The following is an 11,947-nucleotide window of genomic DNA, read 5'->3' as shown; positions in this document are numbered from 1 at the left end:
CCCAACGCGGCCACCACGTCACCGGTTACGACCACGGCTCACATTCACATGCCGGGCCGAACCCACAATGGACGAAAGCTACCGAACCACCCTCTGAATCGTCCAACGTGTCGACCTGCCGGCCCGTTCGTCCGTCACACGGCCAGTATGCGACCTCTGGGATCTGGCGCCAGGGACTCAAACCCTGTACCTGTGGACTGTCGGCGGTCAAACGGTGTTGTGGGAGGTCATTGGGGGCTGCTGAGGGCGTCGACTAAGGACTGCGGCCGCTATATTGCCAGGCGCTCGGCCGACGACGAGCGGCGCTCCTGGCCGCGGCCCAGTCCGCTACCGGTCGGCGTAGTGGTACCGGCAGGCGATGATCTCGACATCTTCCTTGCTGATCCGATACACCAGCCGGTGCTCACGATCGATCCGTCGCGACCAGAATCCGGACAGTTCTCCTCGGAGAGGTTCCGGCTTGCCGATGCCCTCGTATCCGTTGCGCATCACGTCCGCGATCAGGTCGTTGATGCGCTTGACCAGCTTTCGGTCGGTGTGGCTGAGGTACTGGCTCCAGGCCGTCGCGGTGAAGACCAGTCTCACGCGATGTCCCGCACCGAGGCTGGATCGATCAGCTCTCGCTCGGCCGCATCACCCTTCTCAAGCTCGGCCATCGACCGGCGTAGCGCTGCGGCGTTGCTCGGGTTGCGGAGGAGGTACTCCGTCTCCTTCATCGATTCGTACTCGGCAAGCGGCACGATCACCACGGGCTCGTGGCCGGAGCGGGTCACCACCACTTCCTCAGCGTCGTTGATGACGCTGTCGAGTTCGGCGGCGAGATTCTGCCGTAGCTGGGTGAAGTTCACGGTCCGCATGGTCACCTCCGAGGCATGTACAGAAAAGTGTACCTCGCCGGGTTGGTGGTACCTCACGCATCGCGGACGTTCGGTGGGGAGTTCAGGCAGATCAGTAGCCCGGCTGGTCGTCGGCGGCGAGACGTGCTGCTGCCTCGGCTGGTGAGTCGTCGTAGCCCGGCCGAGCCAGGAGAGCCGACTGGAAGAAGTAACCCTGTTCCTCGTCCGGGTCGTCGTCTGCGGCGAACGGTCGCCACAGGGCGAGGTACAGCTCCCGCGCGGTGAATCCGTCGTCGTCTTCGTTCGGCCTGAGGTCGACATGGCGACGTAGGCGCTTCACGACTTCTCGCGCGGGCAGGCCGAAAAGGTCCACGTCCAGGTATCTCACGACGTCCCGTTCGGCGGGGCGCCACACCTCGATTCCGTTTACCCGATCCCTTGTCGGACCGACACCGAAGCCCAGGCTGAACCCCAGCCCGCTCCGCAGGTGCAGAGCAACCTCGCCGTAGGCGGTCGAACTCAGCGGGCCTAGCGTCTCGAGCGCGGCACGGGCCTCGTCGATCGTCATCCCGAGCCGCAGCGGGCCGACCCCGTGCGGTGGATCCAGGACGAACTCCATCTGCTGATGGTCGCAGCCCTTCCATGGAGGCAAGAACACCCACGCCCCGAGACAGTCGGCATCACCGACCCCACCCACCGCCAAGCCGCCGCCGACCTGCGCGACGGCAGATACAGGCTCACCTATGGCTGTCACAGGAGGGGGCGTGCATAATCCTCGCCATGAAAAAGATGAAGATCACTAGCAGGGGCGGCGCCGCGCTCGCCATGGTTCTCCTCGTCGGAGGGATCGCGACCCCGGCGCACGCGGCGACAGGACCGGAAATCTGTGGCGGCTCGGAGTACATGCGAATTGCGGCGCACGAACTCTCCAACGGCCGTCTCGTGGTCTCGAAGCACCGGAACAGCAACACCATGTGTGCTGTCACCTTCAACAGCACCGGCACGACGAAATACACCAGAGCGACGCTCGTCAGGGTGCCCGCGGGTGGCGGGGTGACGTACGGATCGAAGGAGGATGCGGGCCAGTACCGCCAGTACGCCGGGCCGATCTACCTCGCGAACCAGTACCCGAACAACGACTTCTACGCCGAAGGCCAGGTCGGCGGCAACAGCGTCCAGCTCTACTGCACGCTCACGTACTGCGCCGTTCCCCGCTAGCCCAGGACGCGGTGAACGTCCTCCACGCCTCCGCCCTGGCCTGCGCCGACCTCTCGGCCGACGCGGGCCAGGGGGTGTGCCTTGAGGACGCGGGGCGATAAAGGCGATCTCCGAGGTGACGTGGCGGTTGATCTTGGCCGAGCATGCGGTCGTGGTCGCTTAGCGGCCGGCGGATCACCGCCCGGGATGCCCGGCAGACCTGTGCCTCGCTCCTGGCGGACCTGGACGTGCCTGAGCTGGAACGGAGTGGGGCGGAGGTACCACCATGCGAACCACACCGCCACGATCGCCGGTGACCCGCTACCGCTGACTATGCCCAGCTCACGCGGATCGGGCGGTGCCCGATGAACCCGGCCCGACCGACCGAACCGCCGGTGTGGTTCACCGGTGCGGAAGAGATCAACCCGTTCCAACTCCTTCTTGATCTTCAAGAGGATGCCGCGGCTCGGACGCCGGAATCCGGACGCGTTGCCGTCCTGGCGGAGCTGGCGTTGTCCGCTGCGGTGGTGTCCTGGTGGACTCGCTGGCAACCCACGATGATCCACACTGCGCTGCGGGCTCGCGCGGACCTGACGGACATCGCGAAAGCGACCGGTCTCGACGCGGGCGAAGTCGTCGACCGCCGGCGGCGTTGGGTCGATGTCCAGACGCGGTTGGACATCGGCGGACGTCTGCCTGTGGACCCCGTCGAGGTTCGCGCCATTGAGCGACGGCTCGGGCCGGGGGTGGTTCGATGACGCCGACCCGGCTTGCCCGAGACATGAGCACGGTGGCGGTGGCCGGGATTGCTGCCTGGTCGTCGTGGAGTCACATGGTCGCCGTGGCGTTGAGGTTCGGGGAGCGTCCCGAGGTCGCCGCTGTCGGTCGACGGGATGCTGGTTGTCGCGTCGGCGGCCATGGTCGAGGACAAGCGCGCCGGTCGGAGGGTGCGCTGGTCAGCTCGGACGGCTTTCGCGGTCGGGGTGGCAGCAAGCGTGGCGGCGAACATCGCCGCCGCCGAGCCAAGCCTCGGAGCGCGGATCGTGGCGGCCTGGCCAGCGGTGGCGCTGCTGCTGGTCGTGGAGATGCTGGCCAGAGCGCAGCCGCTCCCAGGCAACGGCCATCGGACGTCAGACACCGCCCAGCCGCCTGCCTCTGACGCTGCGTCTGCGTTGCCACTGGTGTCGCTTCCGTTGGAACTTGTGACCGAGATGAAGGAGGCGCAGCTGGCTGGGGCCTCCGACGGTCCGGCGACGAACCAGGTGTCGGCGCCCCTCCGGCGGCAGACCTCACGACGCAAACGGGTGACGGGACGCGCGGAGCGGACAGCAGACGTTGTAGCCCGGCTGCGTGCCGAGCGTCCGCAGGCCAGCCCGGCCGAGCTGGCTCTGGCCGCCGGCGTGTCCGAACGGCATGTCCGACGCCTCATGGCGGAGAAGGCCCCATCGAATGCCAGCGGCGGGTAAAGCTCTACCGCGCCACCAGCTGACTGGTGTATGACCCGAGTCAGGCGTAGGTACCGCAGCCGCCGACGCCGTGGCTCAGCGATTACCTTCAGGGCCGTCAGTTCGTCTGTCCGGTCGGTAGGTGCCGGCCGATGTAGCCGACATAGATCCGTCCGCTCTGTGCCGTATCGTCGTAATAGTGCATGCGAGGGCTGATCATCGCGAACTGAGCGATCTTGAAATGCGCACCCATGAAGATCTCGCCCGCCGGAATGACGGAGACCGGCACGGGTAGCACCCGTTTCCTCCAGAACGCCGGGTTGGTTCGGACCTCCTCACTCTCGTCACGGGCGTGTCGACGCGTCGACCACTGGTGGCAGCCATCCGGAGTGTTCTCCAGGAAGCCATTCACGTCCCGAGCCCAGCGCCCGTCTGCCTTCGCCGCTGCATAGTCCTGGAGCACCAACAACGCGTCCCAGGTCTTCGAAGCCCAGGCGCCCAGGGGGTCGTTGCTGTCGAGTTCCTCAGCGCAGTCAGGATCGCCCGTGAACACGACGTGCTGGAGTCTTGGCAGCCAACGGAGCAACTCGCCGAAGCTGTCCGGCCGGGAGACGTCCGCTTCCGATGGCTGTGCCGTCCAGGCCACCTCTGCTTGCCCGATAGAGGCGAGCCGGTGGCGCAGCGTCCGCTCAGTCTCCGCAGACCGGGTCAGGCGTTCAACCGCGTCCCGGTTCTCGATCTGCTCATCATCCAGCTGCCATTTGACGTCGTGATACGCCTTCTGTGTCTCATCGAGTTCGGCCTGGAGCTGCGCGAATCGGGCTGCGATGTCTTTCTGCGCCTCCTGCGATGACCGACCGACCTCGATCAGACGCACGATCTCGTCGATCCCGTCGACGGTCAGGTCATCGACCCCCACCTTGATCTTCAGGTAGTCCAGCAACATGCCTTGCTGCGCGCTGGCGCCACCTTGCCGGCGATCACTCTCTCGCGTCTCGACGGCCGCTGCCTGGGGTTGCGACGGAACGAGCGATGGCCGCTTCGAACTGACGTCGCCGAGCCGGTGCACCAACATGTCGTCAGCGATACGTTCCAGCATCCGGTGTACCCGCGCCGCCGATGCGGGTAGCGGTTGTTCGAGAGCCTGCAGTTGGGCGTTGGAGGCGAGGACCCGCGCGAGCCGGGGCTGTTCGTTGTCGTCGGCGATCCGCTCGGCGCTCAGCACCCGGTGCCGCAGCCCGTCGACGACGGAGTCTGGTTGCACCTGGGAGCGATAGGTACGAAGTCGGCCGGGCAGTACGAGGTGGGCCTGGCCGAGCCGGTCGTTGAGCAACTGTGTGGCCTCCCCGTCCAGCACGTAGCACGAGGCCATACCGATGGTGAACCGGGTCAGGTTGGCGATTCGGTTAGTCCATGGGACTGAAGGCAGCGAGTCGTCATTGCCTGCGACGAAGACGACACCTCGTCGCTCCGTGTCGATGAGGGCTCGGTGGACCTCGTCGACTTCGTCGCCCCGGATGACGATTGGTCGCGTCGTCAGACGTGCGGCACCGTCCCAGGCATCGATGATTTCGAGCATGGGCGCAAGAAAGCGAGGGGTGCCTGCGAGGCGGGGGCGGCTGCTCGGGTCCTCGCTGTCGGGGTCGGGGGATTCGATGTCGATCCAGGCCCACGCCGCCCGCTCTCTCGCGTTGGGCGAGTGTACGGTCAGTTGGATGATCCACTGCCCGTCCGGCTTCGTTTCGACGATCCGGACGCGCGTTGACGTCGATCCATCCTGCCCCTCGTGCTGCAGTAGGAGGGCTCTGACGTTGTCGCCGATGGTCGCCCACTGATTCTCTTGAAGCGCAGACGGATCCCAGCCCTTGGGGCCGGCGATCCAACGATCGAGTTGTTCCCGTACCAGTGGCTGCAGATGGTTCCGTTCGCGGTGGGTCGTGAACACAGACCTGAAACCGAGCATTGCGCCGTCCTGAGGGGTTACAGGCGAGAGGGCTGCGCCGAACGCATCGCCCCACTCGCTCGATGCGGCCCCGCTGACCTCCCCCTGCTACTCCAGCACCTGGTCGTGGTTCGGAAGCTGGGGTAGCAGCGGCAGCGTCGAGGGCGACATCTGGACAAGGAAAGGTCAATCCGCTTGCTTGCTGGTCACCGAGATGAGCTGTTGATCAAGCTGCGGATTCCAGGTCATTGAGGAGCGCATGTACAGGCGCCCAGCACATTCGCACCGTGTCCAGGTCGGGCACGAGCCCGTAGTCGATCTGGTGACGGGGGTGAACGAAGTTGCGGTAATCCCGGACCTTCTCCATGAAGTCCTTGGCGTCGGTCTGGACCCACTTCTTCCGATGCGCGTACTCGAGGAGCAGGTGAAGGCCCGCTCGTTCGGCCCGAACCCGTCGGCCGTTACGGTCGACCAGGCCGTTCCTTCGCACGGTCTCGTCGCGGTCGGTAACCACGACGTGCAGCAGGCCTTCGACGAAGCTGCCGATGCCGATGATCGCCAGTGCGTAGGCTCCGTTGTTCTGGCAGATCGACGCTTCGTCGGCGCGTGCCATGAGGATGTCGACCGCCTTGCTGTTGGGGGATAGTCGTCGCACCCGTTCGTGGAGGTCCGGGGGCGGCCCGTACAGGGGAACGTCACTGCTCTGGCTGAGTTGACCGAGCACGGGGCGCCCGCCGACGTAGGTGATGGTGAGCTGTTCGGGAGCCAGGATGCGGTTCAGCTCTTGCGCGATCGGTTCGGCGGCCTCGATGCCGCCGTCGTACTCCAGCGGATCACCGATACGACAGAGCAGGCGGTCGAGGGCGGCGGCGTCATCGGCATGGCAATTGAGTACTTCAGTCAGCCAAGGGATCCTCGGAGAGCCGTCGTACTGCGGATCTCCAGGCCACCGGACCCGATGCAGGAACCGCTCGATCTGCGTACCGGTCCGCTCGTAGGGACCATCGACGTCGCAGATCAGGCGGGCGACGCGTTCCAGAGTGAGCGGGTCGAGGGCAATCATCGGGACACCTCCCGGTCGGCGCGCTGCTGCGCGATGTCGAGTGCTTCGGTCAGGCGCTGGAGGATGATTGAGCCCCGCTTGCGGAAGCCGAGCTCGGTCATGGCCTCCTGGAGGCGCTCATCCCGATCGCGCTGGAGCTGATCGCTCACCAGCCAGGTGCAGATCTGTACGAGCTGTTCCCGCGTGTAGTCGGTGATCCGCAGACCGATCGGCACGTCGGGGCGTGGGCCACGGCGGGTCGCCTGCGGCGTCGGTTGCTGAGCGGGCCGGCGGGCCGGCGGTACGGGGCGGCTCGTCGCGGCGTGGTTGGCGCGGTCGACCGCCTGCTTCCAGCGCGCGACGAGTCGGGCGGTCTGGCCTGCCGGGTCCACGTACCAGTCGGTCGACCAGATGCGGTGGAACTCCCACCCGAGGCGCTCGAGGTGCTGTTGGCGCAGCCGGTCACGGTCCCGAGCGCTGTGTGCATGGTGGTACGAGTGACCGTCGGTCTCCACAGCGAGGACCATGCGGCCGGGCTGGTCTGGGTGGGCGAGGGCCAGGTCGATGCGGTAGCCGGAGACGCCCCACTGCGGCACGGCGTTGATGCCCCGCTGTTGGAGAGCCTTCAGGACGCTGCGTTCGAGGCCGTTGAGCTCGACCCCGGTGTGCTGGCGCGCGCCGAGGTCGCCGCCGAGGTCGACGAACTCCAGGTAGCGGCGGAGCAGTTCGGGCCCGTGGTTCCGTGTCGCCGCGGTCTGGTTCGGGTCCATGTCGTGGTGAGAGAAGGCGCTCACCACGGTCATCCGACTCCGCGCTCGGGTGACCGCGACGTTGAGGCGCCGCTCACCCCCCTCCTGGTTGAGCGGTCCGAAGCGCAGCGGAAGTCGACCGTCTCTGGTCTTGGCGTAGCCGATACTCAGGATGATGGCGTCCCGCTCGTCGCCCTGGACGTTCTCCAAACTCTTGATGAAGAACCGCTGGCTCGCGGCCCGGTCCTGGGAGAAGAAGTCGTCGAGGTGCTCATGCTCTCGGCGTCGGCTGCGCAGGGTCGCCTCGATCCGCAGGGCGTGCTTCTGCCCCATCGTGATGACGCCGAGGCTCTCATTCGGTCGCTGCTCGGCATGCTCGAGAATCAGCTCGACCGCCCGGTTCACCTCCTCCGTTGATGAGCCGCCCTGCCCGGGGGCGACACGGCCGTCCACCGTCTCCAGGCACAGCGGGCTCTCGACCTGCACGCCGGGGAACGTCACGAGGGACCGGTTGTAGATCTCGACGTTCGAGAACGCGATCAGGCGCTCGTCTCGGCTGCGGTAGTGCCAGGTCAAGCGGTACCGGTCCGAGATGAGGCCACCGAGGACGTCAAGTACGGACTCGTAGTCCTCAAGGCTGTCGTCGACGAGATCATCGTCTTCGCCAGCCGGGCTCTGCTGAACGAGGCGCCGGAAGAACGGCGTGGGTGGGAGCTGCTTCGGGTCGCCAGCCACGACGAGTTGGATGCCACGCATGATCGAGGCGACCGCGTCGTGCGGCTCGATCTGGCTCGCCTCATCAAAGATCACCACGTCGAACGACCGCTCGGCCGGCAGGATGCGGCTGACCACCAGTGGCGACATGGCCCAGCACGGGAACGCGGCGAGGAGCACCTCCGGCGCGCTGCTGAGCAGCTTCCGAAGAGAGAGGTGCCGGCTCTTCTTGGCCGCCTCCCGCCGGACGAGGCCGTTCTGGTCGGGATAGGCGTCTCGCGCCTTCCGCAGGTTCACTGCCACGTTGCGGCGCACGTGCCGGGCGGCCATCTCAATGTGCCGGCTGTCCGCGACACGGAAGTCCTGGACCACCGCGGCATGCTGCTGCCCAACGAACTGACCGAGGTACGGGACCCGCATGCGCATCTCGTCGAGGACCACCTGCAACCAGCAGCGCAACAGGGTGTCGGCTGCCTCATCGCTTGAGACCTGCCGGGTGGCCAGGTCATCGAGCATGTGGCCCAGGCCCAACGACCGGAACAGCTGCTGCTGTTTGTTCAGGTCAGGCATCAAGAACAACGTCTCGCGGTCGGCGTTCAACTCGGCGAGGGTGTTGGCCGCAGTGGTGGTGGGCCCACGCTCAAGGCCGTCGATCCGGGCACATGCCGCCACCGCAGCGAGATGGTTACGCACCTGCGTGAAGGACGACATGCACAGGTCGGCGCCCGCCAGAGCAGTGGGTGCGCTGTCCTGACGGCTGAGCTTCCGCCACCGCTCACGCTGGCCTGCCGCGGCGACCAGGCCCTGATACATCTCGGATCGGCTCTTGGGAGGGGCCGGACAGGTCCGCCGCAGCTCGCGGCGCAGTTGGAACCGGCGGAAGATCCCGAGCGGCTCGGAGCGGCGCGGCCGGGATCGCCCTGGTGCTGTCGCGTAGACGAAGTCGTCCAGATCCGGGCCGAAGACCTGCTCACCGTAGCTGGCAATGGTGCGGTCGACCTCGCTGAGCAGGTCGAACAGGTCCCTCCACGCAGCGAGGTCGTCCGGCACGTCCAGCCCCGCCCGGTCGACCAAGTCCCGGATCTGGCGCTGTGCACCCTGTAGGGCGCCGGCCGCGAGTTCGTCGAGATGCACCAGCACCTTGCCGACATCGTCTGGGGTGCGGATGGCGGCCTTCGCCCACGGCGACTCCCCGCGCCAGATCCTCAGGCCGCCACGATCCACGAACGTCCGAAGGTCCTCCCGCGCGGACTCAAGCCTCGATCGGTCAAGGTTCCGCAGCTCGGACGCGCGCAGGTTATAGCCGCTGACATCGAGAGTCGGAAGCGCGAGGAGCTGCTCGATGATCTGAAAGGCGCTCACCCCCCAGGGCTGCCGTACTTCGTGCAGCTCGGCCGGGTGCCGTTTCGCCGCGGCCCGGCGGCTGTTCAGGCGGCGGTGCAGTTGGTCGGTGTCGACGGGTGGTTCAGCGCCAGCTTGAGTGAGGACATTGGCGATGCGCTGGGCGACCTGCCGCTTGCTGATCTTGCGGTCGTGCAGGTCGAACACCAGGTTGTCGAGCCCGACGTCGCCAAGGCGGTTCATCACCGCTTCGATGGCAGCCCGCTTCTCAGAGACGAACAGCACGCTGCGACCCATCGCGGCCATGTACGCGATGATGTTCGCGATCGTCTGGCTCTTGCCCGTGCCGGGCGGGCCCTCGATGACCACATGCCGGCCGGACAGCACCGCGTCGATCGCCGACTGCTGAGACGAGTCCGCGTCGTGGACCAGGAACTCCTTGGCCGGATCGATCCGATCGGCACTGGAGCTGGACCCCTGAGCTTGCTCAGTGCGCAACTGTTGCCGAGCGTCGCGGTCGCCCGCCATTGCGCCGATCACCGGATGTGATGCCAGCAGCTCAGCCGAGTTGCGCAGGTCCTCGACCATGGGCAGCTTGTCGAAGCTGAAGACGCCGGCAACCAACGCAGGCTCGAGCCGGAGAGACAGACCGCTGGGAGCGACTGCCTCGGCAATCAGCTCGTACGCAGAGCTGAGCTGCTGGTCCGGGTCAGCGATCTCGGACAACATCGCGCTCAGCTTCTGGCCGAGGGCGCTGATGTCCGCCTCCACGCCGTACTGCCGCTCCAGCGCGTACAGGAGGACGGGGTTGATCTCGGGTGACTCCGACAGCTCCAGCGTGAAGTCGTTCTCCGTCGCCGTCCTGCTATCCAACGCCAACTGCTGCAGGATCAACGGCGCCCGCAGCGGTTGCATCGGCACGGACCCACGGGTGTAGGTACCGACCATGCAGAGCAGGCCGCGGGTCACCCAACCTGCCTGGATGCCCTGCTCCTCCTCCAGTTCGACCAGCTTCCGACGGAGGCCGCGGGCAGTGTTGCAGGCGGTGCTATGCCGGTCCTGGTCCGGGAACAGCGTCCGTAGGCGAACTTTCTGTCCCTGGAGCAGATCGGCGACCGCGCCGGGAGCCGCCTCGGCGAGATCGAGGGTGGTGGTCTGTCGCTCCTTGAAGTAGAGCAGCGTGTTGCGCGGGCCGAAGTCGATCAGTTGGTCTGCCCACCGGCCGGCGGCCTGTTGGACGAGGTGGAGTACATCCGGTTGGGTCAACAGCATCTCGTCTCCAAGTCAGTCGACGTACGCCAGTGCTGATCCGCCGGGCCGTCGGCCCGAGGCAAAGCCCTCCAGGATAGGACGGATGGCATGTCGGTCGATGCGTCGGATTTCCGACAAGAACGTCATTGGAACAACTCCACTCAGCAACATCTACCGCCCGGTCGAGGTGCCGCCAGGCCGTGTCGGCTATCGATCAGGCCGGATTCGGGGGTGCCGGGGTGGGGTTTGCCCGGGTGGAGACCAACCCGTGTCGGTACGTCTTTCCGAGTGGATGTGAGGCTGCGGCAGGCCTGGCTGCACTTGCGCTCTGCGATCGGCTTGCGCCTGGTCGGGCGACGGCAAGCCGTCAGGCCGCCTCGGTTGCTGGCATAGCGTTGCGCTTAACGACGGCGAGGATCGCGCAGAGGCGGTCCACGTCCGCCGATGGGAACAGCACTTCGGGCCCGTGGGGCGCGATGGCGTTGAACGGAGACTCGTAGAGGCGGCCCGGGTCCATCACACCGTTGGCGGTCAGGTCGTTGATGATTAGGTTGATGAAGTCGAGCTGCGCAGCGTTGAGCGCCCGACCGGTCAGGAACTCGCTGAACGCTTCCCGAGCTGCCTCACGATCCAGTCCCACCATCGAGCGGATGAACAAACCGAGCCCTTCGGATGCCCGCCGAGCCTGGTCGATGTCCTGCTTGTCCCCCACGCCGCTCTCGCCGAGCATCCGTTCCAACTCGGCGAGGTCAGTACCGGAGAGCGGTCGGTTGCGGCGCAGTTTCTGCACCGCAAGGTGGTCCTCGTGGGTCCGAAGATAGACGCGAACCTTCTCGCGGAACCGGTCAAGATCGGTACCGGTACTCACCCCGGCGAACGGCATTTCGACTACCTGATCGATCTCGTCGGCAAAGTTGGTGTAGACCACGGCCCGGCGCGCCTTGGGGACCAGCCGGACGAGGTCGCGGATGCGGCGGCGGGCCAACTCCAACATGGGCAGAGTGACGTCCTGCCACCACTCGTCGCCTGCAACCTCATCGAGCAGAGTGACCCGTTCCCGGATCGCGGGGATGGTGGTCTGCTCCAGCAGGGCTGCGGCGATTTCCTGCACTTCGGTACGGTGCCGGTTGAACCGGCTATCCGGCACGAGCAGGCCAAGCTGCAATCGGAGGATGAGCAGGTCGAACCGCTTGGCCTCCTCACCGTCATCCCGCACCTCGCTGGGAAGGCCGGCAAGCTCGGTGGCGAGCTGCGCGGACACCTCCGGGGACAGCCTGTGCCAGTTCTCGAAGTCAACGAAGTACTCGACAAGCCTGCGGTGCGGGCGGACCACAATGAGCCATTTTCATCGTGATCAAGGGCTCCTGAGCAGGCGCTCAGCGGCGTGTCGCTGCTCCAGATAGGACGAAGCTCCCGGTAGGACAGCAGTC

10 protein-coding genes are annotated in these 11,947 nt (G+C 66.3%); 3 read left to right on the top strand and 7 right to left on the bottom strand.

Annotated elements, in window-relative coordinates; genetic code table 11:
- Positions 1 to 327 precede the first annotated feature (327 nt).
- The 3 genes from ACFYO8_RS29410 to ACFYO8_RS29400 form a co-directional block, all read right to left on the bottom strand.
- Positions 328 to 585, bottom strand: a complete 258-nt coding sequence (locus ACFYO8_RS29410; RefSeq protein ID WP_354875019.1) for a Txe/YoeB family addiction module toxin — start codon at positions 583 to 585, stop codon at positions 328 to 330.
- A complete protein-coding gene (locus ACFYO8_RS29405) occupies positions 582 to 857 on the bottom strand; it encodes a type II toxin-antitoxin system prevent-host-death family antitoxin (RefSeq protein WP_354875021.1) in 276 nt (91 codons plus the stop codon). The genes ACFYO8_RS29410 and ACFYO8_RS29405 overlap by 4 nt, the downstream gene beginning before the upstream one ends.
- 91 nt (positions 858 to 948) lie before the next feature.
- Positions 949 to 1,455 carry a hypothetical protein gene (locus ACFYO8_RS29400; protein ID WP_354875023.1) on the bottom strand — a complete coding sequence of 169 codons (507 nt, stop codon included), beginning with the start codon at positions 1,453 to 1,455 and terminating at the stop codon, positions 949 to 951.
- Positions 1,456 to 1,616: 161 nt separating this feature from the next.
- On the opposite strand from ACFYO8_RS29400, the gene ACFYO8_RS29395 reads away from it, so the two are divergent.
- The 3 genes from ACFYO8_RS29395 (at position 1,617) to ACFYO8_RS29385 (ending at position 3,499) form a co-directional block, all read left to right on the top strand.
- Positions 1,617 to 2,054, top strand: a complete 438-nt coding sequence (locus ACFYO8_RS29395; protein ID WP_354875025.1) for a hypothetical protein — start codon at positions 1,617 to 1,619, stop codon at positions 2,052 to 2,054.
- A gap of 344 nt (positions 2,055 to 2,398) precedes the next feature.
- The gene (locus ACFYO8_RS29390) at positions 2,399 to 2,791 is read left to right on the top strand and encodes a hypothetical protein (protein WP_355095902.1); all 393 of its coding nucleotides are present in this window, start codon (positions 2,399 to 2,401) and stop codon (positions 2,789 to 2,791) included.
- A gap of 135 nt (positions 2,792 to 2,926) precedes the next feature.
- Entirely contained in the window at positions 2,927 to 3,499 is a 573-nt protein-coding gene (locus ACFYO8_RS29385) for a hypothetical protein (protein ID WP_355095904.1), read from the top strand.
- A 97-nt stretch (positions 3,500 to 3,596) separates the two neighbouring features.
- Here ACFYO8_RS29385 and ACFYO8_RS29380 read toward each other — a convergent pair whose 3' ends face one another.
- From ACFYO8_RS29380 to ACFYO8_RS29365, 4 genes are all read right to left on the bottom strand, one after another.
- Complete coding sequence (locus ACFYO8_RS29380) at positions 3,597 to 5,423, bottom strand: hypothetical protein (RefSeq protein ID WP_357711852.1); 1,827 nt, start codon at positions 5,421 to 5,423, stop codon at positions 3,597 to 3,599.
- A 223-nt stretch (positions 5,424 to 5,646) separates the two neighbouring features.
- Positions 5,647 to 6,483: a hypothetical protein gene (locus tag ACFYO8_RS29375; protein WP_357711850.1), complete on the bottom strand. Its 837-nt coding sequence runs from the start codon at positions 6,481 to 6,483 to the stop codon at positions 5,647 to 5,649.
- A complete protein-coding gene (locus ACFYO8_RS29370; RefSeq protein ID WP_357711848.1) occupies positions 6,480 to 10,538 on the bottom strand; it encodes an AAA domain-containing protein in 4,059 nt (1,352 codons plus the stop codon). The genes ACFYO8_RS29375 and ACFYO8_RS29370 overlap by 4 nt, the downstream gene beginning before the upstream one ends.
- Positions 10,539 to 10,884: 346 nt before the next feature.
- Entirely contained in the window at positions 10,885 to 11,778 is an 894-nt protein-coding gene (locus tag ACFYO8_RS29365) for a type I restriction-modification enzyme R subunit C-terminal domain-containing protein (protein ID WP_387257812.1), read from the bottom strand.
- Positions 11,779 to 11,947 lie beyond the last annotated feature (169 nt).

The sequence above is a fragment of the Micromonospora sp. NPDC005257 genome, assembly GCF_042872445.1.
Lineage (GTDB): Bacteria > Actinomycetota > Actinomycetes > Mycobacteriales > Micromonosporaceae > Micromonospora.
Note: the sequence above shows the minus strand (reverse complement) of the source record. Positions and strands in the feature narration are given on the sequence as shown.

Bases quoted from the DNA above. Each gene is read 5' to 3' on its own strand.
- ACFYO8_RS29405 (WP_354875021.1), bottom strand. From the start codon at position 857: ATGCGGACCGTGAACTTCACCCAGCTACGGCAGAATCTCGCCGCCGAA.
- ACFYO8_RS29400 (WP_354875023.1), bottom strand. From the start codon at position 1,455: ATGGAGTTCGTCCTGGATCCACCGCACGGGGTCGGCCCGCTGCGGCTC.
- ACFYO8_RS29395 (WP_354875025.1), top strand. From the start codon at position 1,617: ATGAAAAAGATGAAGATCACTAGCAGGGGCGGCGCCGCGCTCGCCATG.
- ACFYO8_RS29390 (WP_355095902.1), top strand. From the start codon at position 2,399: ATGAACCCGGCCCGACCGACCGAACCGCCGGTGTGGTTCACCGGTGCG.
- ACFYO8_RS29385 (WP_355095904.1), top strand. From the start codon at position 2,927: ATGCTGGTTGTCGCGTCGGCGGCCATGGTCGAGGACAAGCGCGCCGGT.
- ACFYO8_RS29375 (WP_357711850.1), bottom strand. From the start codon at position 6,483: ATGATTGCCCTCGACCCGCTCACTCTGGAACGCGTCGCCCGCCTGATC.
- ACFYO8_RS29370 (WP_357711848.1), bottom strand. From the start codon at position 10,538: ATGCTGTTGACCCAACCGGATGTACTCCACCTCGTCCAACAGGCCGCC.